The following is a 24,398-nucleotide window of genomic DNA, read 5'->3' as shown; positions in this document are numbered from 1 at the left end:
GTCGACTAACAGCGGCCGGTGTGCTTGCCGCATGGCACGCGAGAACCATGAAAGCGTAGTTTCACCAAGGTTCCGCCAGGCGCGCATTGCGCGGCGCCGGAACGGTGGAACTCTTTTGTCAAAAAGGAAAACTGCTTTAGCAGGCAAACTTTTGACAAAAGGTTCGCCATGGTACGCTGGCCAGCTGCGGCAGGGCCACGTATTTAGGCCGCTGCTTTTGAGTAATCAAAAGCCACCTATAAAAAGGCCAAAGTATTACTCTAAATCGTTTCTTACATCGAGAAGATTCTTGGAGGTGAAAGAATGTCTATTTTCGAAATTATTTCAACTATGATTTCATCTGGTGTGCTGCTCATTATGTTACTAAATTACATCCACGCGCTCTACGGTAAAAACAAATAGAACACATTGAGCATGTGTTCCAAGATCACGCAAAGAACAGAACCGATGCATCATTAGCACCGGTTCTGTTTGTATTCATTGCCATTCTTTCATACATGTTAATATCGATTTTATAAGTTTGCGCTGATTCCCTTTTCGTACTTCCTTCATAAAGTCCATGAAGAGAATTGACATCAATTCTTCTAACTTCATCTCGAATTTAGGACTCTCGAGTCCTAAATCATGAAGAAAAACTTCTCCTCGTAAAACCATATTTCTCTTCATAGGCAACTTCAGAATCGCCCATTTTGACTTGATTAGTATTTGATCAGATTCATCGATCTCTCTTTTTCGAAAATAGAACAATCTCTTTTCAATCAGTCTTTCAATCATTTGCACTGAATCATATTGACTTCTGATCTGCATCAAGAAGTCTTCATATAACAATAAGATGAGACTATTTACAGATAAGAGGTTGTCAGGATCCTCTCCAGTTAGTTTATACATATCATCGAGGAATACTTCCGCTCTTACAAAGTCAATATCTCTTGCTCTCACTTCAAGCGTCATCACTTGTGTTGCACGTTTTTTATCGGTTTAAACATTTCCTGTAAACGATTTGCAAGAGGGGATTGTTTAATATTCAACATATTTAATAACAACCTCCCCGACTTTTAAATAATTCATCATAATACGATGTACTGCACAACGTATGGATACATTCCACTTATAGGAGAGATCCTCAACTTCGTTGAAAATATTCTGGCTCAAGCGTACATGCATATACTGTCCCGTGTCTTTGTAATGAATAATGTGACATCGATCTGGATGTACGATGAGATGATTTAATGCCGCAAGGAAAATTTCTGTATTGGATTCTGTCTCATTACGATGTTGCTTTCGTTTAGACTTCGCAATACGGCGTAGCAATGTTCTTTCTTCTTCATTAACCGGAAATTTCACATCTTTCATCTTGTCAGATCTAATCTTTCGTTTTTCGGACTCCTTGCACACCTGTTTTTCTTCGTCCAATGCAGCATGCTCCGACTTCAATTTCTGAGTCTTTTGGAAGATGGAGTTTAACAAAAGTCCCTCCCCTTTCTTTGTTACATACACTATTTCGATAACTTATCCTTGGGTCATTTTGACGTTTTTCCATTTTTCCTAGTTTTAAATGTATGAGGACAAGCTACTCTTTAGAACGAGCGTTTAAGCCATGGACCATGTGGAGATAATAAAAATAAAATGGAAGGGGACGAGATAGTCATGAGTGTGCCATCAAAAAAGGAAGCAGCCGAATTTTTGAAGTTAATGAAGAAGGTAAGTCAAAGACATGACATACCCAAACTAATTAGTAATAAAAAGAAGTGATCACTTTTATAGCTTTATATGCTCGGAATAAATGATAGGATAATCTCAGTAGTTAATGAGTAACATGAAAAAGGAAGCAGCCGTAAACTGCTCCCTTTTTGTACAGTAGCCCAGGCGGTGGGCTTAGTAAAGGTTAAGGAAATAGACCATTCCTTTTGGGAGGCGGTCTATTTCTTTTTGTGTTGGGAAACCGCAATGACGAGAGTAACGACTAGTGTCAGCAGCGTGATGATCATCATGCCAAAGAAACCATTAACTCCAAAGCGTTTTTTACTTCTACAAGCATCCCATCCCTTCTTCCGGGAGAATAGAAAAATCCGGCATAGTTAGATCTACGCCGGATTATCAATTATTTCAGCTCAAGCATTCGGAATATAAGTGCCACGCTCTCTGCTCGGGTCATTTTTGCTTTAGGGCGAAATGTTCCATCTGGGTAACCCTTCACTAATTCTTTCGCAGTAAGGCCATTTACTTCTTCCTTGGCCCATGCCGCAATGAATGAACTGTCTTTAAATTCTTTCTGTTCCTCCGACGTTCTTGTTTTCATTCTCTTTCTCCCCTGGACTTGATATTATAATCCGTACGTGCTTTCAATAAATCGATAGACCATGACAATCGTTTCTGCCCTAGTTCCATTTGCTTTTGGCAGAAGCATTCCCCCATTAACCCCTGAGACAATTCCTGCTCGGATTGCCTTATCAAAAGCTTCTGTAGCCCAAGGACTTACCTTATTTCCATCCTTGTACGCTTTCAAGCTACTAATTGTAGATTCCGCCATAGAAAACCCTTCGGTTTGATCAATCAGTCTACCGAAGATAGCCGAAATTTCCTCTCTTGTTATTAAATCATTTGGTCTGAATTCATTTTTACTATTACCTTTAATAAGTCCGGCTGAACTCGCAGCATCGACTGCATCAAAGTACCAAGCAGACTGAGGAGCATCTCTATATCTAATGTTTTTGTTCCCTTTTTGGAGAGTAATAGAGTTAACAAGAATCTGCACGAATTCGGCTCTTGTGATTTTGTGGTTTGGACGGAACGTATTATCCTGATACCCACTAACTAATCCTCGATCCGTTAATAGCTTAATCTCTTTTAATGCCCAATGTTTATCAATATCTATAAATCTAATATCTAGCAAACCACCTGATATTACGCAGTCACCTACAATACTAAAGCGCTTTTTCCCTTGGGCAATTCTCGTCTTTGCTAATTTTTTGTTCTCGTATACCACAACTCGTTTGGACGTATCTTTATCAAGCTTGTAATCAAGATCAATAAATACCTCTATTGGCTTCCCTACTTCAACTTTGAAATCAGCTACAACAGGCTGTGCACCGACCGGAAGTTGGCTTCCGATCGTACCTATCCGCGATAAAGCAAAAGTGAACGCATCTGTTGGCAGATCTTTAAATTTAATAGTTGTCTTAATGGACTCCATTTCCATTGATAGGTCGATTTTAGACTCTTTTAAGTAGTTCGCTACATCTTTAGTGATATAAATTGAGTTAATAAAATCATTGGTTTGGCTAACTTTAACGAGAAAGTATTTTACGGTATTCGGATTTGATGCTGCCTTTTTAAGGCTATCTAATTTCAGCGTAAAGCTCTTTCCGATCATCCTTCCCAAATCAAGCTCGACAGTATCTTTGTTTAAAATATACGCCGCTTCTACAGAAGATCCACCTGATCCACTGCTTATTGATTTGCTACCAGAACTTAGTCGAGTAAGCTCTATATTGTACGTAGTATTTTGGCCGTGACCATTGTATAAAGTGTATCGAATAATGTTCTTCCCAACATTTAATGACACCTCAACTGAATCTCCGCTCTTAACCAGGGTGTTATTGACAAAACCATATCCAGGAGAGTCTATAACGGAAACGATTTTAACCGCATCTTTCTCAAAGGGAACGGTTCCTGTGTAATGTGTTCGGGCGACATCAAAAGATTGATCCAAGTGAACTCCATCAACAAAAAGGCCTTTAAGTGGGACAGAACGGTTTGTATTTGAACGATAAATATACACACTGTACTTTCGAGTAACGGAATTTGATGATGAAGTTTCAATGGTAATGTAGTTTGACCCAACATTTAGATAAGCCTTGTACGCAGAACCCGATGCAGCGTAGTTACCATTTATCTTTATAAATGTTGAACTATCAGCTATCGGTACGAGAGACACTTCAGCACGCTCATATGGCACGGTCGATGTATACGAATATCGACCTGGCATAAAACTCTCATTCATACTCGCATCAGTCAAAGAAAGTCCCAGCAAATCAGATTTCGTGATTTCCTGCAATCGAGTTACATTAATCACATACTTCGTTATGCTTGAATCATTCGATATTACCTCTACAATAATTGAATTGCTCCCGATGCTAAGTGGAACCGTAATACTAGATCCACTCAGTATTCCGTTTACTCTTACCGAAGCTCCTACTTCAGCTGTGGGGTAGACCGTTGTTTCATATTTTGTATAAGGAACAATAGCGGAATAATTTGTTCTCGAAGGCTGAAACTGTTCATTTATTGGGATGTCAGCCGACAATCGTGCTAGTTTCTTATCTCCTGCTGACTGACCCTCTGCAGTGTAATTTATAGATAATGGTTCCCCGGCTATACCTAGTTTGTTGTATCCCGTAACTGAGAATTTATATGTCTTTCCTGGGCTTAAATCAGTCAGTTTAAATTTCCTCTCTGCAGCAGCAGATTGACCAATAACTACTCCGTCTCTTGCAATGATCACCGTAGAAAGGTCTTGACGTTTATCAGGCATCTCCCAGATCAGCAGCAATTCCCCACCTGAAGAATTTACGCTTGGGTTACTTACAGATGGCACGGCCAGCCGATTGATCTTAACGTAATATGTTTTCTCCATTCCACTTATAGATTGAGTAGTTATCGCAATTTCAGTAACCCCGTTTTCCTTCAAGTTTATAACCTGGGATGGACTGCCGCTATTGACTGTAACACCATTCACCTTAAGATTAGACTCACTTACTGCAGTTACCCTTGTAGTTTGAATATCACTCGGAACAGAAGCTGTGTAACTCGTTACCGATTCCGAGAAAGTCTGATCTAATGATATCCCTTCAAAGACAAGTGAGCTTATCTCTTCGCTTGCAGCAGCAGCCTCAAGATCAGAATTCAATGTAAGAAAAGAAAACAGGAATGCTATGGATAGAAACACTCGGAACCTATTCTTCATGAATGGTATGCCCCCTAAAAAGCCGGGTGGGGCCCCACCCGGCACAATATGTTTAATGTGGAACCGTGCTTGTAAAATCATCCCGATATGATAGATCAGCATGATAGTACAGCACATCCCCGTCACTTAAATTGTGGACGTTTCCATAGCGATCTACTTGCTGATTTTTAAAACCCTCCATTTTCCACTGATTATCAAGTGGTGTACTTTGTCCAGGTAAGCGGTAATAGCGTAAATACGGATTATTCGCATTATTATTCCGGATAGTCTCGATGTTAAAATTAACCACAATGTACCCGTTTTTTAAGAAGATAGGCGACTTATCGTTCAATCCTCCATGTGTTCGTCCATATTCAGCTATATTAGTGCCTGCCTTTACGACGTACATAGCCGGTGGCAAATAATACTCACCGTACCACTTTTGAATGGAAGCATTCGCTCGTTGAACGTTTACTGTACTTGGTACAGACTTAGAACCAATAAACGTCCGGAGTGGATAGGTTAACATAAGCTGGCTATTATAACCCGATAGTGTTTCCTTCTTCGCTTCTCTGAGATACTTTTCAACGAATTGAGCTCGTAAGAGACCTTGTCCTCCGTAATTATCGTAAGCGAAATTAGCCGAATCAATAATCTCTTGTTTTGGAACCGAGCGCATAGGGTCATCTAGCTTTACAGTTTGGCGCGATACGTCATCTTTTGATCCGATTTTCACGAAATATTTCTTCCTTGTGTAATCATGGTAGTAAAGATCAACAGGAATACGGCCGCTGCCGTCTTTGTTCACGAAAAAGAATGACGGAACAATCCGAACCTTATCGTTTGCGCCAAACATGTTGCCACTCGTTTTAAAGTCAAACTTGAACGGATACCCAGTCTTTACTGTGACGTTTCGGTATCCAGGATTCGGATGGCTACCAGGGCGAATCGGCAGCTGCAAAGGAGTTGCATTGCTAACACGGTTCCCCTCTAAATTGCGATTCCCGACTAGATTTCCATCAATATCTCTGTCGCCAACCCAATAGACATTTCCGGAATGTTCGCGGCTGCCTTTATGTTTCCGGAAAACAGTTTCCCAATCAAAATCGGAGATGTCGGTAATGCGGAAATCATATAGCCGCCCGATTACATTGACATCGATTGTATTAATGGCAACATGATGTTGCCAGTTCGTGTTGGCTGCAGGTTGAGTAGAAAAGTCGCTTGGTGCATTTTCCGTAAAGGAACGGAACAACACAGTATAGTTCCCTTCATCAATCCATACAGGCATAATAAAGGTTTCCTGCAGCTGACTAACAGGGATATCAATCCACGTGTTTTTCAAGATGTATTTACTCTTAGTGCTGTTAAATACATCGAACGGGAATTGAACTTGTTTCGACTGCGTATATTTTGCATAGTCCCGGTTCCCGTATCCCGGATAATTCGTATGCTGCCCCGTAGTCGGCAGCGTGACCGTAAATGGACGATTCAAGATCAGTGCTGCCCTAGCCATGTCTGGGACAACCCTCTGATTATGCGGCTGATCGTCTGTAATCGTTGGATACATAACCACTGGCGTATGCACGGTTACGCTGTTAATTCCGTAAATAGGGTAGGTCTTGTCTTCTCCATCGTTGATATTACCGCTCATCAGGCCAAACTTAATGCTTCCGGAACTTGGTGTATTCGCCTTATTAACTTTGGTACTTGAAATCATGTTCCCTGGGCTATACAACACATTCTGACCTATTACAGTAGGATCTGGTATCCGCCCCGGACTCGGCCCCGTTTCTTTCACCTTACGATTGTCCATGATGGTGGATCCGTTAAACTGCAAATAATCATTCTCCACTTCCACCTTGTCGATCGCATTTTCCGCAAAGGACTTCACAGAGCTTGCTGTATCTGTAATAGCTGGCTTCGTCTTGCCCCCCGTTTTGGTTTCTGGAGTTGCTGTAACCTTACCCGGATTTTTAGGGGGATAGTATTTCCCTCTTGTTGAAGCAGCATAGCCCGGCGGCGAATAACCTGAAGGACTAATCTTGATGCCTCCGTTCGGTAAGGCATAATTCACCAAGTTAGCCTCGTCAATTTTCAATACGTGTAAAGTGTCAATCGTCCAGAATGAATATGGCCGTTCAACCGTCACCGAGAATACTTTCGTTTCAGTTTCAGTTTGCGGATCTGGTTCCTGTTTCGGTTTTCCGTCTGGGCCGGTAACCGTTTTTCCTGGATCCCATTTCAGTGTGTACGACTTCTCGACATTCACTTTGAACGTACACTTACCAGACTTCTGAACGAACTTATTCTCGAAAAGATAGTTAAGGCTGCTTACATTCCCGTATAGTGATTCAGAGGTCGGGATTCCTTGTGTTACATCGAATCGTTCGTTGCCTCGTTGATCAGCCTTAATCATTGCCGTAACCCTTGGATCCATGACCTTACCGTCAACCGTGGAAGAAGGCGCAGGATCGGTACAATCTGAGCTAGTTGTTGGTTCGCAGGCTGGATCCCCTGGCTTACACGGCTCCGTTTTTTGTCTGGTAATACATGTGGAGTGTGTATTTTTCATGAGTTCCGTTGTATGTGAGCTTATCCGGATCACGTCTAAGGATGACTCCTGAAGGATCCTTATCCGTAGTCGATTTTTTGAATCCAACATACTCGTAGTCCTTGTGCGTAGGAGGAGTAAAAACATACTCTTTTCCTACTGTCATTTCCTCATTAACAACTGGAGTAAAAATACTATTTAGCGACTTTCCATCGGTCGTAAAGTATTTGACATTGAGCTGCGTCGCCAGTTCTATTTTGAATAGAATTGGCACAAATATACGGTAGGCTTCTACCTCTGGTGCACATGATGGGCACGATTCTTTCTTAATATCTTTGGGATCTTCTGCATTAAGCAGCATATTAATAGTGATCGGAATGACCGTAGTATCAGTTCCAATCCCCTGCTTTTGAAAAGGTTTTATATCTGAGTTTTTCGTTTCGAAACTTATTGATCTCTTATAATCTAGGTATTTATCAGAACGTGATTTTTCAAAGTACTCAACCTTATCATTTTCAGGATTATAGATACGCGCTTCTACGGTTTTTATTTTTCTACCGGGAAACTGAAATTTGTATGTGAAATCAGCATCACCTCTCATTCCAGCGTTTGGTTTTCTTCCACCATCCGTCCAGGATCCGTCCGTCTTCTTCCACATTTCGTAGTACATCATTCCGACAAAATACCGATAGCTTTGTTCTTCGTAATACTGAAGTGGGGTTATTTCCGTTGCTGCCTCTAGTCGATTATCAGGATATAGGAACAAAGGTATTTGTAAGAGCACCAGCATAATAGCCAGTGCGCGTTTCAATGATCTCCCCATTGGATTTTACTTTCCCTTCCAAGGATTAACCATCAACGAAATATATTCTTCAGATGCCCCGTCAAAACCAAGGTACGAGATGTCTTTTAGACTCAGATTTTCCTTGTCTACAATCCCATGTAGAGTATTATCTGCACGTGACCATATCTTGTAGAAACTATATCTTGTACCATCGTCATTTTTAATGGTCATATCATCTAATGGATAGCGATAGCGAATATCATTTTTTGTAGTTAAATAATAGATAGGGCCAGCCGTTGCCGTTGTTTTGGATCGGATTTTTAAGTACGTTATTTTTGATTTTGGATCGGTAAAAGGTTCAATGCTTAAGGTGTCCCGAAGTAATGTTGTAGGAAGAAGGGACTCTTTAAAGATCATTACGTGCTTGTATTCTTCTCCTTTACTATTTTTAAGCAAACTCTTTTTCGTTTTAAACCACTTCATGTACGGATCAATACTCTCTTTCTTCGCCCCTAATTCATCAGGAGTATGCAAGCTTTTGTCACCAATCCAAACCCATCGACTTACCTTGTCCCATTCAACTTTCTGGCCCAAACCTTCACCAACAAGGCGTAGCGGTACATATGTCCGGCCATTACTCAAAACAATCTTAGTGCCATAGTTTTTCGTCTTACCGTTTACAAGTGCATTAGTTTGACCAACTGTCATTTCAACGAGATTCTTTTCATCCTTTACAACAACCTTCGTTACTCCGTTTTCTTTACCATATCCAAGATCAGCGCCCAAGGCTTGGGACACGAAGCGAATCGGAACCATGACGCTCCCTTGTTTGTCCTGGAACGGTTTAGAATCCCCTAGATTAATCTTCTTTCCATCAAGGACAATTTCAACTTTCTTTTCGACAGCCTGAGCTGTTCCAATTGCCGGTAACACAGAACTAAGAACAAGAGAGCTAACAAGCAAGCTAAGAAGTAACTTTTTCATAAACTATCACCTTTGCCTTTCCTTCGATTATGGTATTTTTCAATTTCAATTGGCGGCCGGTATGCTTGCCGCTTGGCACAAGCCTATCAGGTCGAGTCAGCTCTCAGTGAAGCATCGCACGTAGTTCAACTAGAGGCTCACCAAATTGCTTAAGCGATTTGGATGAGGTAGTTGAACTTAGAAGTCAAGGAGGAACGCAAAGCGGCAAATCCTTGACTTCTTCATGTGCCCTGATACGCTGAGTCGCATGCGGCAAGTGACAGATTAGGCCGCTGGCTTCAGTGGAGCTGAAGCCTACGATGCCCTCAGGCACTCGAATGTCTGACGGTTACAAACCCTGCTCATCAACCCTAGGTGAAATAATATTGAATTCAGAGACTTCGGTTAATCCCGTCAGATATCCCAAAGCCAGAATGTACTAACGTCCATTTGTGCATCTACGTGGGAAGTAACCAGCTGCAGCTGCGGCCTTCTCACTAGTGAACTTCTCGATAACTTGATCTTGAGGATAGTTACATTCACTTGAACGATAATAAATCCTTATCCCATTTTGTTCGGCCCCATATATTTGATCCGTTTTGATTAAGCGGCCCCCGCCAAATGCGTATCGATTGTATTGTTTTTGGCCAACCGGTAGGCCTTGTATGAATGCTAGAAAAGAAACGTCACTGATTGTATTATTCCATTCTTCCTGATCAATTTCGGGTAAAGTGAAAGTATAAGATATACCTAGTAACCGAGAATACTGATTATGGGCGTTTATAAAATGAGCAAGGTCTTTTTGAATTGATGTTACTATCGTTGTTCTTCGTACTTGATCAAACACACTTGGATCATTGAGTAATGGTATTCGTCCATTTACGTCTTGAGATACCATATCTCTTGGCCCCTCGTACCACTGTGATGTCGTAGCATCATAAGCAAAGACATAATCATCTAAAGTGAAACCAACACTATTTCCCTGCGCATCTGAATAGGAATACGGTTTTTTCTCCTTCCAAACAGTTCGAATCACATTTTCGCCATTTTGATCTTTCATTTTCTCTTCGGTATAAATCCAGTAGCCGTCATAGGCGACGACCGCTATAGCAGGAATATAACGCTGCATGACTTCTTGTGCTAGTTCATCATCTGAAATACCAAGATTAATATACAATGACTTATAGAATGACCTTAATGCTTCTTCTTTGTTAATCTTGAAGTTTTTATAAGAATCGTATTGAGGAGCATTTATTTTTGCTTCTTGAAACGTCAGTGATACCCCTGCATCCTGGACAGCTGTTCGGATCGCCCAATCATATTGAATTATAGTTTCAGAAGCGCTCCTTTGCTCATCGAGTCTTGCATCACTATGGAAAAACATAGGGAAAACGATGATCACGAATATAATTCCTAAATTAGATATTTTCATCTAACACCATCCCCCCATACGGGATGTAGATACGTGTCGGTTCGCTTGTAACTGAATTAGTTAAAAAATCTCTCATGAGAGTTGCATTCGTTGTATTCGTGTTTTTTACTACCACAGAAAAGTAGTCATAGGTATGAAGAACATACCGTCTACTTGGATCAGAAATATCCTTACCGTTATCAGGGAAGAGAACTTTCATAATTTGCTCCGTGAAAAATGATTCATAATAGACCTCATATTTCTCTTGAAAACTCCCTACGTTAGCAGGATCATGATAAATCGGGTTATAATTCCTCTCGTCATGCTGCATTTGAACATCATACATGTTCTGAGTAACATCTATTGTTCTAATAAAATCTTCATACATCTTTGGAGTGATATACCCATTACTTCTTACAGCATCCACAAACTCAGTTGTAGCCTTTTGTACAATATTAAATGCAATCTGATCTTGTTGATCATAGCTCTTACTTATCGGATATAAGTAAATTAGTATAACGGCGATAAAAGCAGCAAAGAGGATGGACACAACTCTAGTCATTATGACCTTCCTTTCAAATTTTACTGATAATCTATTCTTGTAATATTGCCATCAGCAGCTCTCGTATATGTTGGTTTGTACATTTGGTTGAGTTGAATTCCAGTTAGATTTGTCTCCTCAATTACTAATCCTGGAGAAAAAGATATTAATCCATTAATGGTTTGCACTGTAACCGTGATATTTGTTTCGTTAATGTGATAGATAGATTGTCTTAGAGTGGCGCCTGAGACCTCGTAATCTCCTTCAATTACCGGGTACTGGTATAAATCGAGGTCTTGATCGTAAATAAATTCATCTGCTTTTTCTAGCATTTCACTTTTGATTGAGTTCATTTCTACGACATTCCATAAACCAACAAGGAAAAGCATGATTCCAGTAGCATATAGCAGCATTTTAGAAACATTACTCATAATGACATTGACTCCTATTAGTAAAGGTTTAGCCTCCTCCCTGCAAGGAAGGAGGCCGCATAGCTAAATCATTTTTGAGTAAAGATAATTCCACGGATAGCATTATTGCTATCTCTAATAATTTGCCCTTTAAATTGTCCAGAAGGATTAATGTAGTCATTTAAAAGTTCATTTTCGGCATTTTCCATCTTCCCATTTCCACCTTTAACTACTGTACCGTAAGAAGGGTCGGAGGGGCCTGAACCAAGTGACACAGTATTTCCATACCAAGCACCTGCTTGTCCGTTATTTTTATTCTTTCCTGTGTTAACTTGAACGCCAAAGCTCTCCAATTTAGCAAACTTTCGAATGGCCGCTTTTACTTGGCTACCCGTTTGGATACCATTTTCATAAAGATTAAACTTCGTAGCTGCTAACGTTTCTTGCACTTCGCTAAAATCGTTTTGAGCTGCTTTTGTTGCTTCACTAGCTGAATCAAACAAGTTAACAACCAAAGTGATAAGTGCGATTGCCAAGAACAACCCTGCAGCTACGAATAATGCTTTCTTTGCTACGTTCATCTTTCATCTTCTCCCCTATAATAGATTAATTTAGTTGTTGCCCCACTTTTTTTAATTTCATGGAGGGACACAACTATACAGATGAATCATATCCTTACCCCCATTTATGAAATTGAATTAGCAACAGTTAAAGATTGCGTATATGGCGCATGGAAGATCCCATTTCTGAAACACTTAAATAAATCATAGGTACGACCAAATACATGGTTACAAGATAGAAAAGTGGGGCTAACCCCAAGGCGCTACCGTAGAATGCCTTTTTTTCTATAATTCGATTGTGATGTTCCTTGCGTATTTCTCGGTAATGTTCTTGTGCTCTTTCCAAATCATCGAATGCAACACGCAAAGGGACACGCTCTACGGCATTAATAAACTTATCAACAAGTCTTTGGAATTCAGGAAACGGTGATTCTTCTTTCATACTCTCCAGGGCAGACAAACACCCACTGCTATACTCATTAATGCATTTTCGAATGGGTTCTTGAAAAATAACTGCAAAAGGCTCCAGCCATTCCAATAATGTCTCGACGTCCATTCTTTCAAATTCACGAAGAATAGATATAACGGAATTAAATTGATCCACTTCATCGTGCATTTCCATTTCTCTGATCCTCTTTTGCAAAATCAATAACCATACAGGAGAATTAAAAGCTATCATGCTTATCAAAATGCCTGTGACTAATTCCCACCATTTAAAATACTCAACTTGTAATAGGTTGTATTTTTCATAGATGCGGTTTGCTGCTGACAGTACAGTCTTATCATTACGATCTACATCCGACTCCCCACTTACTACTTGAACAATCGTCTCTTTATCTACTTGCTTCATATTTTTTAATTTGCTGATGATCCCACGGTCGAATGCAGTGTTTTCTTTTGCCTTACTTAAATCTGCTTCGGATAGCTTCCCGTACATGCCAAACCCTTGAATGGGGTTATAAAGAATGTTTGATGTAGTATTAATATGCATCAACACAAAGACTGAAATGGTTACGATAAAACATAGAATTGTGACTACAATACGCTGGATATACAACCATTCAACTGTTAAATGAGAGTTTGCTTGCTTAAGTAGAAGTGATAGTTTTTTGTACCTCGAATGGAAAGACTTCGGTTTCAACGAGTCTACTACGATTCGCGCTGGTGTTTTCTCGTATAAGAATTTTTCCCACTCGATCCGATTTTTATTGCCCATATATTTTGCTTCATCGTTCTCAAGCATTTTCCTAACGATCAGGTACGAGATAAGAACAAGGGCATAAAATGAAATCAGAATTAACAACCCAGCCTTGCTGTTATAAAACTCATCCATGATCGGAAAGTTATTCTTTGCCCAATCCCGTAACGCACCAGTAAATAGAACTGGAAGAATAGCAACAGTTGCTAATCCCTTAAGGATATAATTCAATCTATCTCTTCGACGTAATTCATAATTCATCTCAGAGACTAATTTACCAATAGACTGTTTGAATAATGAACCATTCTTTACCTGACGATCCCCATATTCTTTAACCCACAAAGCCATACGAGCAAAAAATCTATACCAGCGATTAGGGCTTACAGTATGATAAGATTCAAGCGCCTTCTTTGGTTCTTTATCTTGGAGAATTTCATAAATTTTGTTGCCATGCTTTGCGGCATCTGGATGTGCTGATTGCGCTGCTTCAAATATTGCATCCTCTACGATATTCAGTTCCTCATAAATGACCGCTGTATCTTCGAACATATTTACAGAGTTTTTTAATAACCTATCTTCAATCCGATGTACAAACGTATCGGTTATTAATCCATTTATTACAACAGCTCCAAGAACAACTAAGAAGGTAGTTACTACATCTTCATTGAAGATAATGATTGCTAGTGAGGAAAATGCAACCGTACTCAGCGCAATCAATGATATCTTCATGGTTTGCTTTCTAATGTTCAATTCATCATAAACTTGCAATACTTCCAGGCGTTTACGAACTTTATTCTTATATTTTGACAAAACAGGAATCCGGTCAAAGACCACATAGGATTTCAACAGAATTCGGTTTATCCGAGCTCCTATCCGCTGCTTAGTGAAATACCTTCTCCATACATTGGCCGGGCTTGTTTTTCCATCCTCTTTCATAGCGATTATCACAAACGCCATCAAAAATAATAGGCACAGTAAAAATGCTATTCCAGTGATCTCCCACGACATTAGGCACTCACCTTCCAATGCTTTTTAAGGAAAGCATCAAATTCAACTTGATCTTCTGGTTCCATAAATCGTTTCATGTCTCTGATTTGAGTCTCTGATGGTCGATTTATAGCTACATATCTGTCGTTTTCTATGCCGATGATTACCTTAGTCTCAAAAATATCCGGAGATGTCATTCGCTTTAATAACTCAATAGCTGCTTCATGGAAGTCTGATGAAAGCGTTTGTTCAGTGATTGGAATGATCTCAGTTATATGTTCCAAATATCTGAATCCAGATCCAGCCGAGTCCTTTGTTAAATGAGCATCAAAAGGGATCGATCTTACAATCTGTGATTCAGCCGTTCTTTCATTTGAAAACATTCCAGTTTGCATGGTTGAATTTCGTAAGGAATAAATAAGGTCTCTTGTCGTCTTCGCATGATGAGAAAATAAAGAGAATAAGAAACCCACTCCTGCATTCTGAACTATCCACGATGCTTGCTTTGGAGTTGCTACCTCAGATGTAATATTTGCACTACCATCTGTTTTCTTTAAGGAATCCAAAGCTTCCTGACCTGAAACCGTATCTGTTTCTCTAACCGTTTCTATATTTCGTTCAGGATATCGGTTACGTAAATTCAGCTCGAACATCATTTCCTGGACGCGGATAGGTAACCAAGCATATATATACTTAACAAGTCCCATCATAAGAGTTGTTTTTCCGGCGCCCTGCTCACCTGTAAAGGCTGTTACCCTAGCGCCTTTCATTAAGAACTTCAAAAATTCAATCGGTAATTCCGTGTTTTCAATTTTCTTCGCGGCATTCTTCGAATCAAACCATTCTTCAACTTCGGTATATGTACCATCAAACTTACGATTCCAAAATGCCCATGACTCAGAATATGGTGGACGGAATACAACAATACGGGAGCCGTCCCACATATCATTAACGATAAAACCATTACTTTCATTAAGAGGACCTGGGTTATTGAACTTATAAATATTTTGGCAAACTCGTTTAAGCTCAATCTCTGTTTGAAAACTAAGAAATGATAAATGTATCGTCTTACCTTTGTACATGATCCAAACTGAATTGAGTCCCATTTTTGAAGATGCCAATTGTTTATAGAAATTCATTTCATCGTCTATATCGTTTATTTCACGGATTTGGCCAGAAACACCTCCGGAAACCCCATCAATTCGCATATCTCGTATCTCGTCGATAACACCGAGTCCTTTATACCCTTGATACACACGCTGTGCGATCACATGGAGTTTGTCTTCAAAAGATAATGGAGTTACGATTTCTAGTCTGTATATTTCATGTATCTCGTCTTCTATTATGATGTATGATTTCGTTGTTCCGTCCTCAATTATCTTCTTTAGGCGATCCAAATCATATTTTTTAATCATTGTTCCAAGTGCATCGTATCCATGTTCTTTCTTGAAGCAGTGCATGAGAATATCGAACTTATCCTGAACCGTCAATTTATCCGGTTCATCGAAAGGAATAACTAAATTTATCGTTTGATCAGTAAAGTCATAGTATTTGAGAAGACGGTCAAAGATGAAATCTTTTACATATATCTTGTCGTATATGTTTCCCGTCGCGCATCCCTTTTGAGCACTTTTCAGTTCAGCCCTATTGTTCATAATTCTTTCGTAATCTTCTTGATCAAGAGCCTTATCATAGATATCACTGTTTGTCATCTCATTAATTGATTGTTTAATGAACTCAGTCACTTGTTTAATTGAGAACTTTTCGTAATCAATGAGTGATGCTTTTTTGTTAGTACCATAAGGGTTTCTAAGCTTATAGACCAAGTATCCAATCAATCCCAATAAAATGAGACAAATTAGAATTAAATTTAGCATGTTATGCTCCCCTCTCAATGAGCTTCAGTTGAGTATTTACACCGAGCTCATCAAGGATTCCCTTTGCTAATCGTCGTACTTCACTCAAGAAGTAATAGTTGGCATGTTTCTTATTGATATTGCGGTTTCTTCGAACCCAACCAAGAACATCTTTATCGTTGAAGGCATCTTTAAAATCAGTACAGTATGGGATTGTATAGATAGGGATATCTACTTTAAAGTGCCGTTTAATGTTAGACAATTTATATTTTGAGTTTTGATCGTACTGACTGATGACTGCCATTACCTTTTTATTACGCATTTCAACAGGCCAATCTTTATGAACAAAAAACTGTTCTAAGACATCTATATTTTGTGTGAGACTTACGATGATTAATTCTGAGGTGCGAAGAAGTTCCTTAGTCAATATGTTATTGCTACCACTTTGAACATCCAGAATGATGGTTTGATAATATTCACTAGCTGCTTGGAACAAAACATTTACTACATGATGTAAGTTTTCATAGAGCTCGAAATCTGGTTTAGAAGTTCCCAGCAATAAATCCAATCTGTCTTTCTCTAACGGGATCGAATTATTCTTGATACTCTCTGGCGTTAAACGATTAGCACGAATTAAGCGTTCCATTGCGTCAATCCCAGTGTCAGAATAATCATACAAAGCCCCTATTTTTTCTCTTTTGACTTCAAAAAAAGTTGTTCCAAAGTTGAATTCGAAAATTTTGTTTGACTTAGTAAAGTACGAATGTCGTATTCTAAACCTGTAATGCTGGCAACAACCGCAGCATTAGCTGTATTACTGCATTGACCACTTATCGGGCTCCAAAAGGATACTTGTCCCATGATTACTTGCTCCTCTCTGCAAGCCGAAAGGCTGCTTTAATATCACCATATGGTAGTCCTGAAATTATTTGTGAGATCATCATCAATTGTTTTTTCATGTACCGGCTGAGCTTTCGCAATGTCACTCTATTTTCGTGTTGATTGTTTACCTTAACACCGTAGTCTTGCTCCTCATACAAAAATTCAAATGTCTCTTCGCCCCACGCTATTGGAAGATGATCCAATGTCGCTGTCGGGTAATTTGAATCGAGATTGCAGTCAATGGATGGATGAATAATCAGTTCAAATTCAACCAACTGCTTTTCCTTATTCTCGAAAAATGAATCAGCCAAACTGATATTATTCTCGACAGTATATCGTTCGAAATTTGAAACGATAAACTGCTTATACAATTCTCCCCAACCGGCTACGTTATCAGGATTATCTGAGTCGATTAAGACAAATTGATAATCATTTAGCTCTTCATCTTTCTTCGAAAAATACTCCGTTAATTCACTCAAGCTGTTACAACCACGAACTACATCAAAACCATCGTATTCTGTTAATTTCGTTTCTCGATCAATGGTAGGTATATGATAGAAATAACGCTGCGATAAAGTTGCATCTACGAGAAGGACTTTTAGTGAAGCAGCTGAGAGAATCTTGCTGATGTATATTAACAAATCTGATTTCTCGCACGCTCCCATAAATAAGATCTGTTTCATTCCGGCACCCCTTGTATGCTTCAATTAACAGGAACACTTTCTTTCATATCTTCGCTGAAATTATTTTGTTGACTCTCTTCTTTTGGAACGTTCAAATTTCCATCTTTAACTGGAACACCCTTATCTGATTGAGGATGACTGTTTGGAGCTGGCTGCTCCTGTTTTGGTGCATCCTTTGTCTTGTCGCCCACGATGTTTTGAGGCATCGAAGATGTCGGTTCTCCTCCCGCAACTGGCGGTAAATCATGTTCTGGTTCAGTTGTTCTTGAATTCTGACTCATCGCTGCTCCCGTTTGACGAGAAACATATTTCTGCAAATCCAACGGATCAATGCTATTTAAGTCTTTTTCTAATCGTGCCCGTAATCGTTTTTCCATTTCAATCGATGCCGTTTTGACAATGTTCGGATCTCTTCTCATCAGATCCAAGACTTTTTCATTAGCAGGATAGGTTATGGTTGATTTTTCCTGAACATAAGGATCAACGTATTGCAATGCATAGATTTGAGCATCATTAACGTAGGCATCAACAATAGCTGAAGACATACGTAATATTTCACTTTCATCCATCTCATACCAAACGACGCCGTTAGCTAGATTTTTGACTTTCTTCTTGCTCAATACGATGAAGTCTTGACCGTCTGGGAACACGACCCGTACATCCACAAAATCGTCTTTCTTAAGCTCAAGTGGGAGCATAATCACTTTAAGTTCTTGTCGACGTAAATCATCGGGAGTAATTCCTTCTTGGTACAACATAGGCTGCAATAATGCTGTATTGCGTTTTAAATCAAACTTGGTAAATTTACCGACTGCATGTTGTTCTGCTGCTATATTTTCTGGGATTAGTGTTTTCGGAACCTGAAGCACTGTTAGTTTATCTGCTGTAATTTTTTCTCCAGCTTTAACATCTGATTTCAATACCCAAACATTTTGACGAGAGTCTAATTGCTTATCTAATTTTTCACGTGTCTCTTCTAACTCTTTTTGCAAAGATGCTCGCTCTTGATTCTGTACATCTCTCAGATAGTTGAAGATAAGGAAACCAGTAATCATGCAGATCAGAAGCATTATTAATGCCCCAATTCCACCGGTCATTAAGAATTGTTTTGTCCGAGGTCGAAGTCTGGCCATAAATTAATCCCCTTTCACTTATTTCGTAAATAACAACAATAGTAAAATGATGATGATAATAGCAGCGATTATGATGACCCCATATAGTATTTTTGTTTTGCTCATGCTGCGTCGCTGTCCCAGATAATCTTGCAAGAAGGAGTACAAGATACTCTCAGTATCTTTTTGCCCTTCCCAAGGATTAGGATGAGCAGGTAGGGAAACAACAATGCCCAGTCCAATTTCCTTTTTTATATCTTTAAGCGTTAATTCATCACCGAATGGGATACAGTAGATCCATTTGGTTCGATCGCTATTTTCAAATGCTTTGTTAAACTCAAATATTTTTTGTTGTCTCCACTCACTCCCATGGCCTACAACAACATGTACCGACGCCCGCCGAAACTCTTCAATATATTTGCATTTTTCATAGGATCCCAAATCCAAGATTAAATAGTCATAGGCTTTTTCTTTTAAATGAGCCATATCTAATGTTGAGCTTGTTTTGTAGTAATCAACCTCATTTATGGAAAATGAGCGTTGCTCACTTTTATATCCCTTCATCCCTTCATATGCATACTCCATTTTTTCGAAGTCTCGCTTATCATTCGCCTCAACTATACCTACCTTATAGTCATAATCATTCAAGAAATTCGATATGAGTAAAGCTGTGTGAGTTGTACAAACATTAGATTCAACGCCGATTACAGCTATAGTAATCGTATCGAAAATGGTTTCTACCAACGTGTGACGCTCTTTAATCGGCGGTGGGAGGATCTCAATATTCTGAATTTCCTCAATCAATGAAGGATCAATACTCTTCTGAACTACTTTGGGCTCTTTATCGTTATTGCTTTCATTCTTGGTTTTTTCCTGGGTCAGATAATAATCTGTTCCAGTATCCCATCTTGCAGCATTTGCATAGCTGGAGGGCATTCGTAATTGCTGTTCTATGTAATAGGAAAGTGGATATCGTCTTTGTATTTCAACGAGCTCCTCTTCATTCTCAGAATTGTCGTCTTCATCATCATCTTCTTCTGATTCGTATGTATCCAGCATTTCAATACGAGGTGCTACAAAGTCATAGACTTGGAACTTTAGTAGCGTATTTATTGTAGTATCGCCTGGTTCTCTTCCTGGACAAATCACAACGATACGCGTGAGATCTCGTTTTAGACGATATTGCCGAACCCCTTTTATAAGGGTTGAGTCATCCGTACATCCAGCATCTATGATTAGAGTCTGAATTTGTACAGCGGCAGCAGCTTGGCAATGCTGTATAAACGTCTCTGGTGTAAAGGAACCTACTTTATCGACCCATATGTCACCTGCTCCAACTGCGTCCTTTATTTCACTGTGGTTCTCCGGACTTGAGATTATCCCAAACAACACTCACACCCCCATTTTCCATTTCTAAAAAAACAATTCTCTAGTCACGCCTATATAGTTCTATCAGATCATATATTCATTTCTATGAACAATGTCATTAGACCTATCAATTAGAACGCGACTAGGACAATAGTACTTGATGTCCTAGTATATTTTACCTTAATATAGGACATAAGTAAATAAAGTTCTGTATACAGGACAAAGTAAAAATCTTATGAATTGTGTGTTACACTTCATCTGATGATATTTACTTTTGGAGTGAGAATATGAAAATTGGAAATAAGGTACGAACGATTCGAAAAGATGCAGGATGGTCTACTGAAGAACTTGCAGCTCGAGCAAACGTATCAAAGTCTACAGTAAATGATATTGAAAGAGACTCGAGATCAACCACCCTGAATTCGCTCGAAAAGGTTTGTAACGCTTTAGGTGTTAGCGTAATAGATGTGCTGCCGGCTGAAAGCATTACCGGTAAATACTCACTCACAGAACACGAAAATCAACTTCTTGAGCTCTTTTATTCAATGACACCCGAACAAAGAAATGATCTTATCAAATTCCTTTCTGGTATCCTAAAATGAACGATTATCTATAATACTGCATAGCATCTACAGGCTTACCGCTTATTTCGATTTGAAAATGAAGGTGTGGGCCTGTACTTGCTCCAGTATTTCCTGACTTTGCTATGAGCTGCCCTGCTTTAACCTGGGCTCCTTGCTTTGTAACCAATGAATCACAGTGCATATACTTCGTAACCATTCCATCGCCATGATCTATTCCTACATAGTTACCAGCTGAAGAGCTATATCTTGCTATAATCACTTTTCCATCTCTTGCTGCATAAACAGGTGTTCCAATCGGAACAGCAATATCCGTCCCCTTATGGAAAATAGATTCTGCACCCGTTATAGGATCTATCCGATAGCCAAAAGGAGAAGTGATAGTCGTTTGGTTTTTATCAGTTGGCCATCCCATGGCTCCTTCAACGGGCTGGAATATACCTATATCTCCAGGGCCAGAAACCCCACCGCCTTTGAAAGACACCTTCCCTCCAGAAGATTCGATTGCAAAAGTGACTTTATCTCTAACTTCTTGTAACTGGTCACTTTTTAATTTCCCGTCTGCAACAAGCATCTGTAGCGTTTCTTCGAAATCCCGAGCAAAGTAATTCGTTTTTGTGTAGGAACAGTCGTACTCTTTCCCTTTCGTATCTGTACATGTCTTCTTAACGGTTTCTGTTTCTTCTCTTACAAAATACTCTTTGTAGCCATATGCTCGTTCTGCACTAGATTTTTTAAAATTTTGATTGAGTATTACAGCATCAATCGCCATGATATGTTGCCAATTGACATCAATAGTAGTCTCAACCCGTATTCGATTGGCCCCCTGAGTGTAATAGTCATATTCATCTTGGGAGCTGCCTACTGGCAAGAATGTAAAAAAAGCGATCGGTGCAGCAAATAAGAACATAACGAGAAGCATAACGGTTATTAAAACAATTAATGCAATTTTGAGGGCACGTTCCGGATCACGGATAACTTGTATACCTATCCTAACTACCCAGGCAGGCATCAGCGACCGCCACCTTTACCGAACATAGATAACTCGAACGGAGAAACTTCAAACTTGGCATGTATTCTCCTCGCTCCGGCTACAAACAAAGCCTCACTTCGGTTACCTTTTAATAAGGTCTCTACTTCTTTTTCTGATAAAGACATGAGCTTTCTAAGTGCATCAACGTCGTTATCTCCCTGTCCCATGATGATCTTGTATACCGGGTTATCCAAAAGGGCTTGACCATACCGTCTAACTGCAGGATCCATAAAGTCAATCATGTTATGAGTAATAACCATTAGGCCGCCTTCGTATTTCCGAATACGTTTTGAAGTATTACGCAAAAACTGAAGTGGCTGCGGAGCTTCTGGATCTACAAGCAAGTAAGTTTCATCTACTGCCAAAATAACCTTTTCACTTCGATCTTCTACAATCTTGTTCCACGCCCAGGAGAGTACATTAAAAAATTGCGCTTTTCGAACCTCTTCATCAGCATCAAGAAGTCCATTTATGTCTAGACAAACAAATCTAGAGTCCGCTTTAATAGTTGTTTGTCCCGCCCATAAAGCTTTATCCGCACCAATTGCAGCAGGTCTAAGATAGAGCGCGAGTTCTCTCCATTGATCTTTATCACGACTATCTTTATTGGATTCATCTTCACAGTAATTATATAAATCGACGATTGTCGGCCATCCGTCATTTGGAATAGTTGAAGGATCCGTGGACCAGTAAATTTCCTTTGCTGCGTATACATTCTCTAGAGCAATTTCAAGTAACCCCTTTTGAATCCTACTTAGTTCTTTTAGATATAAGCGGAAAAAGGTTCTAAGGGTCTGAAAGTGTAAACCTAAAGCCCCCTTACTTTCGTCTTCTTCCGTATAGAGTTTTTCTTCTTCGTCTTCGTCATCCTTCGGAACTGCGCGTACCTGCAATGGATTTATTCGCCCTCTGGAACCACCGCTACAAATAATGCGATCTCCTCCAAGGTTTTTACAAAGATCTTTGTACTCACTTTCAGGGTCGATGATAAGGACTTTAGTACCACGCGCATATTCAGCCATCAGTATTTTTTTGATGATCGTTGATTTACCCACCCCAGGCCTTCCTAATACAGTTACATTCGAATTAGTACGGCTGCCTTCTCGTAGCCAGAAATCAACGAGAACAATCCCACCTAACTTGTCTGCTCCTAGTAGAATGCCATCTCCATCATTGATCCCGGAGTAGACGAATGGGTACATCGCTGCGATAGTTTCTACCGGCATATTACGTGCCCCAATTTGTTCGATTTCCGGAACAAGATGACCATACGGCCCTACAGATTTGAAAGCATCTTCTTGCCTAAACATAGGTGTTCGTCCACGCATCCCCGATGCTGACAAAATGGATTCTACTCTCTTTACTCTCTGCTGCAGCGTATCTGAGTCATTTGCACTCACTAGTAACACAACCGTTGCAAAGAAAACTGCTTGTTGTTCCGTGTCAATTTTTTTAATCAGATGTTTCGCGCCTTTAAGCTGACTTGCTGTACGCTGCATCAATAGAGGATTTCCACCTTGAATGATTTTCCCTTCAAGTTCCCCCATTGAAATATTAATTTGTTCAATCAGTGCATAAGGGTCTGTCGGTGATAAATGGCAACTGAACACAACACCAGGAATTGTCGCTACTTTTGAGAGCCATCCTGCGTTCACACGTTCTGGGTAATCAATAACCACCAGCGTACGCTGGTAAAGCTCCCCATTGATGATTGTTTTATTTTGAAAATTAATTGCTGTAGGACTGATAATATCTAACAGACCCGTCATTGCAGGGGCAGCAGTTTGACTACCTTTTTTCTTCTTTTTGACTGTTGCACTCATTGATATACCTCCTCTGCAAAATAAACAGGCGGAATGGAAGTTGCCGTCAAAGGTGAGCGCTCATATGCAGCTTGATTTGGATTATTAAAGATAAATTGTAGATCTTGCAGTTCAGGATCACTACATACATGACTGAATAGCTCTGCAGATGTCAGGCTTGAAGCGAGTTCAGACGCCCTTTGAATTAGCATTTGCTCATCTAGCTCGGGCTTCTTACCTAATTCGGCTGGTATTAGAATATAAAAATGGCGCTCTAGTGCCTCTCCGCTAATCGCCTTGTAGGTTGCTTGTTCAATATAGTGACTTAATAGCCGTATCTCTAAATTTCCATCTGCTTGCTGCTTTGCATGTTCCATCTTGAGGATAAAGCCGTCTAAATCAACTGGTTTCGCAATAGAAAGAATCTGGAGTTTATAATTTATCCCATTTATCTGTTCTTCAAGTTGTTTTATTTTTCTACTCTTCTCATTGTTACTTAACAGATCCAAATTGACCGGCTGAACGCGTATTGTAGCTACAATCATCGAGTCTTTCCGGTACAACAAATTGTTATTGATATCTTTTATTGGCATCCATGTCTGTGTAGACGGATTCGTAGACGATGCATTACTCACTTTTTTACCTGGAGCCTTTTTGTTCTCACCTTTTGCATGCTGTTTCAACCTATCTTTCAGTCCCATACTCCTCACCTCTGATTGTAGTAAAGA

The 24,398-nt window shown here is 39.7% G+C and carries 24 protein-coding genes; 2 read left to right on the top strand and 22 right to left on the bottom strand.

Annotated features, from left to right (window positions below):
• Positions 1–303 precede the first annotated feature (303 nt).
• Positions 304–402 (top strand): putative holin-like toxin, encoded by a 99-nt coding sequence (locus PAV_RS36755; RefSeq protein ID WP_238555957.1) that lies wholly within the window; start codon positions 304–306, stop codon positions 400–402.
• A gap of 75 nt (positions 403–477) precedes the next feature.
• Here PAV_RS36755 and PAV_RS31805 read toward each other — a convergent pair whose 3' ends face one another.
• The 19 genes from PAV_RS31805 to PAV_RS31730 form a co-directional block, all read right to left on the bottom strand.
• A complete protein-coding gene (locus PAV_RS31805; RefSeq protein ID WP_005552703.1) occupies positions 478–951 on the bottom strand; it encodes a hypothetical protein in 474 nt (157 codons plus the stop codon).
• 66 nt (positions 952–1,017) lie between these two features.
• A complete protein-coding gene (locus PAV_RS31800; RefSeq protein ID WP_005552701.1) occupies positions 1,018–1,467 on the bottom strand; it encodes a hypothetical protein in 450 nt (149 codons plus the stop codon).
• A 452-nt stretch (positions 1,468–1,919) separates the two neighbouring features.
• A complete protein-coding gene (locus tag PAV_RS37845) occupies positions 1,920–1,988 on the bottom strand; it encodes a hypothetical protein (RefSeq protein WP_390916103.1) in 69 nt (22 codons plus the stop codon).
• 113 nt (positions 1,989–2,101) lie between these two features.
• A complete protein-coding gene (locus tag PAV_RS31795; RefSeq protein WP_005552700.1) occupies positions 2,102–2,299 on the bottom strand; it encodes an S-layer homology domain-containing protein in 198 nt (65 codons plus the stop codon).
• 24 nt (positions 2,300–2,323) lie between these two features.
• Complete coding sequence (locus PAV_RS31790; protein ID WP_040737497.1) at positions 2,324–4,966, bottom strand: cadherin-like beta sandwich domain-containing protein; 2,643 nt, start codon at positions 4,964–4,966, stop codon at positions 2,324–2,326.
• Positions 4,967–5,018: 52 nt separating this feature from the next.
• Positions 5,019–7,364 (bottom strand): DUF5704 domain-containing protein, encoded by a 2,346-nt coding sequence (locus tag PAV_RS31785; protein ID WP_005552696.1) that lies wholly within the window; start codon positions 7,362–7,364, stop codon positions 5,019–5,021.
• 103 nt (positions 7,365–7,467) lie between these two features.
• Positions 7,468–8,310, bottom strand: coding sequence for an Ig domain protein group 2 domain protein (locus PAV_RS37450; RefSeq protein WP_338010925.1), 843 nt, complete (start codon positions 8,308–8,310; stop codon positions 7,468–7,470).
• 18 nt (positions 8,311–8,328) lie between these two features.
• Positions 8,329–9,267, bottom strand: coding sequence for a copper amine oxidase N-terminal domain-containing protein (locus tag PAV_RS31780; RefSeq protein WP_005552692.1), 939 nt, complete (start codon positions 9,265–9,267; stop codon positions 8,329–8,331).
• Positions 9,268–9,685: 418 nt separating this feature from the next.
• A complete protein-coding gene (locus PAV_RS31775; RefSeq protein ID WP_005552691.1) occupies positions 9,686–10,678 on the bottom strand; it encodes a hypothetical protein in 993 nt (330 codons plus the stop codon).
• Positions 10,665–11,219, bottom strand: coding sequence for a hypothetical protein (locus PAV_RS31770; protein WP_005552689.1), 555 nt, complete (start codon positions 11,217–11,219; stop codon positions 10,665–10,667). Before PAV_RS31770 ends, PAV_RS31775 begins: the two co-directional genes overlap by 14 nt.
• A 20-nt stretch (positions 11,220–11,239) precedes the next feature.
• Positions 11,240–11,629 (bottom strand): hypothetical protein, encoded by a 390-nt coding sequence (locus PAV_RS31765; RefSeq protein ID WP_005552687.1) that lies wholly within the window; start codon positions 11,627–11,629, stop codon positions 11,240–11,242.
• Positions 11,630–11,697: 68 nt separating this feature from the next.
• Positions 11,698–12,189: a hypothetical protein gene (locus PAV_RS31760; protein ID WP_005552686.1), complete on the bottom strand. Its 492-nt coding sequence runs from the start codon at positions 12,187–12,189 to the stop codon at positions 11,698–11,700.
• Positions 12,190–12,316: 127 nt separating this feature from the next.
• Positions 12,317–14,374: a hypothetical protein gene (locus PAV_RS31755; protein WP_005552684.1), complete on the bottom strand. Its 2,058-nt coding sequence runs from the start codon at positions 14,372–14,374 to the stop codon at positions 12,317–12,319.
• Positions 14,374–16,230, bottom strand: a complete 1,857-nt coding sequence (locus tag PAV_RS31750) for a hypothetical protein (RefSeq protein ID WP_005552682.1) — start codon at positions 16,228–16,230, stop codon at positions 14,374–14,376. The genes PAV_RS31755 and PAV_RS31750 overlap by 1 nt, the downstream gene beginning before the upstream one ends.
• Position 16,231: 1 nt before the next feature.
• Positions 16,232–16,855, bottom strand: coding sequence for a hypothetical protein (locus tag PAV_RS31745; protein ID WP_005552680.1), 624 nt, complete (start codon positions 16,853–16,855; stop codon positions 16,232–16,234).
• 38 nt (positions 16,856–16,893) lie between these two features.
• Positions 16,894–17,070: a hypothetical protein gene (locus PAV_RS35160; RefSeq protein ID WP_005552679.1), complete on the bottom strand. Its 177-nt coding sequence runs from the start codon at positions 17,068–17,070 to the stop codon at positions 16,894–16,896.
• Positions 17,071–17,072: 2 nt separating this feature from the next.
• A complete protein-coding gene (locus PAV_RS32980; RefSeq protein ID WP_005552677.1) occupies positions 17,073–17,774 on the bottom strand; it encodes a hypothetical protein in 702 nt (233 codons plus the stop codon).
• Between the two features lie 20 nt (positions 17,775–17,794).
• Positions 17,795–18,907 (bottom strand): SAF domain-containing protein, encoded by a 1,113-nt coding sequence (locus tag PAV_RS31735; protein WP_005552676.1) that lies wholly within the window; start codon positions 18,905–18,907, stop codon positions 17,795–17,797.
• Positions 18,908–18,925: 18 nt separating this feature from the next.
• Entirely contained in the window at positions 18,926–20,278 is a 1,353-nt protein-coding gene (locus PAV_RS31730) for a hypothetical protein (protein ID WP_005552675.1), read from the bottom strand.
• Between the two features lie 263 nt (positions 20,279–20,541).
• On the opposite strand from PAV_RS31730, the gene PAV_RS32975 reads away from it, so the two are divergent.
• Positions 20,542–20,856, top strand: coding sequence for a helix-turn-helix domain-containing protein (locus PAV_RS32975; protein WP_005552673.1), 315 nt, complete (start codon positions 20,542–20,544; stop codon positions 20,854–20,856).
• A 4-nt stretch (positions 20,857–20,860) separates the two neighbouring features.
• On the opposite strand, the gene PAV_RS32970 is transcribed toward PAV_RS32975, so the two are convergent.
• The 3 genes from PAV_RS32970 to PAV_RS31710 are packed head-to-tail and all read right to left on the bottom strand — an operon-like array spanning position 20,861 to position 24,371.
• Positions 20,861–21,847 carry a M23 family metallopeptidase gene (locus PAV_RS32970; RefSeq protein ID WP_005552672.1) on the bottom strand — a complete coding sequence of 329 codons (987 nt, stop codon included), beginning with the start codon at positions 21,845–21,847 and terminating at the stop codon, positions 20,861–20,863.
• Positions 21,847–23,691 (bottom strand): VirB4 family type IV secretion system protein, encoded by a 1,845-nt coding sequence (locus tag PAV_RS31715; protein ID WP_005552671.1) that lies wholly within the window; start codon positions 23,689–23,691, stop codon positions 21,847–21,849. The genes PAV_RS32970 and PAV_RS31715 overlap by 1 nt, the downstream gene beginning before the upstream one ends.
• Positions 23,688–24,371, bottom strand: coding sequence for a TraC-like domain-containing protein (locus PAV_RS31710; protein WP_005552669.1), 684 nt, complete (start codon positions 24,369–24,371; stop codon positions 23,688–23,690). The genes PAV_RS31715 and PAV_RS31710 overlap by 4 nt, the downstream gene beginning before the upstream one ends.
• Positions 24,372–24,398 lie beyond the last annotated feature (27 nt).

It is taken from the genome of Paenibacillus alvei DSM 29, assembly GCF_000293805.1.
GTDB lineage: Bacteria > Bacillota > Bacilli > Paenibacillales > Paenibacillaceae > Paenibacillus_B > Paenibacillus_B alvei.
This window is presented reverse-complemented; position numbering and strand designations above follow the sequence as displayed.

Bases quoted from the DNA above. Each gene is read 5' to 3' on its own strand.
- PAV_RS36755 (WP_238555957.1), top strand. From the start codon at position 304: ATGTCTATTTTCGAAATTATTTCAACTATGATTTCATCTGGTGTGCTG.
- PAV_RS31805 (WP_005552703.1), bottom strand. From the start codon at position 951: ATGACGCTTGAAGTGAGAGCAAGAGATATTGACTTTGTAAGAGCGGAA.
- PAV_RS31795 (WP_005552700.1), bottom strand. From the start codon at position 2,299: ATGAAAACAAGAACGTCGGAGGAACAGAAAGAATTTAAAGACAGTTCA.
- PAV_RS31790 (WP_040737497.1), bottom strand. From the start codon at position 4,966: ATGAAGAATAGGTTCCGAGTGTTTCTATCCATAGCATTCCTGTTTTCT.
- PAV_RS31785 (WP_005552696.1), bottom strand. From the start codon at position 7,364: ATGATTAAGGCTGATCAACGAGGCAACGAACGATTCGATGTAACACAA.
- PAV_RS31780 (WP_005552692.1), bottom strand. From the start codon at position 9,267: ATGAAAAAGTTACTTCTTAGCTTGCTTGTTAGCTCTCTTGTTCTTAGT.
- PAV_RS31775 (WP_005552691.1), bottom strand. From the start codon at position 10,678: ATGAAAATATCTAATTTAGGAATTATATTCGTGATCATCGTTTTCCCT.
- PAV_RS31770 (WP_005552689.1), bottom strand. From the start codon at position 11,219: ATGACTAGAGTTGTGTCCATCCTCTTTGCTGCTTTTATCGCCGTTATA.
- PAV_RS31765 (WP_005552687.1), bottom strand. From the start codon at position 11,629: ATGAGTAATGTTTCTAAAATGCTGCTATATGCTACTGGAATCATGCTT.
- PAV_RS31760 (WP_005552686.1), bottom strand. From the start codon at position 12,189: ATGAACGTAGCAAAGAAAGCATTATTCGTAGCTGCAGGGTTGTTCTTG.
- PAV_RS31755 (WP_005552684.1), bottom strand. From the start codon at position 14,374: ATGTCGTGGGAGATCACTGGAATAGCATTTTTACTGTGCCTATTATTT.
- PAV_RS31750 (WP_005552682.1), bottom strand. From the start codon at position 16,230: ATGCTAAATTTAATTCTAATTTGTCTCATTTTATTGGGATTGATTGGA.
- PAV_RS31745 (WP_005552680.1), bottom strand. From the start codon at position 16,855: ATGGAACGCTTAATTCGTGCTAATCGTTTAACGCCAGAGAGTATCAAG.
- PAV_RS35160 (WP_005552679.1), bottom strand. From the start codon at position 17,070: ATGGGACAAGTATCCTTTTGGAGCCCGATAAGTGGTCAATGCAGTAAT.
- PAV_RS32980 (WP_005552677.1), bottom strand. From the start codon at position 17,774: ATGAAACAGATCTTATTTATGGGAGCGTGCGAGAAATCAGATTTGTTA.
- PAV_RS31735 (WP_005552676.1), bottom strand. From the start codon at position 18,907: ATGGCCAGACTTCGACCTCGGACAAAACAATTCTTAATGACCGGTGGA.
- PAV_RS32975 (WP_005552673.1), top strand. From the start codon at position 20,542: ATGAAAATTGGAAATAAGGTACGAACGATTCGAAAAGATGCAGGATGG.
- PAV_RS32970 (WP_005552672.1), bottom strand. From the start codon at position 21,847: ATGCCTGCCTGGGTAGTTAGGATAGGTATACAAGTTATCCGTGATCCG.
- PAV_RS31715 (WP_005552671.1), bottom strand. From the start codon at position 23,691: ATGAGTGCAACAGTCAAAAAGAAGAAAAAAGGTAGTCAAACTGCTGCC.
- PAV_RS31710 (WP_005552669.1), bottom strand. From the start codon at position 24,371: ATGGGACTGAAAGATAGGTTGAAACAGCATGCAAAAGGTGAGAACAAA.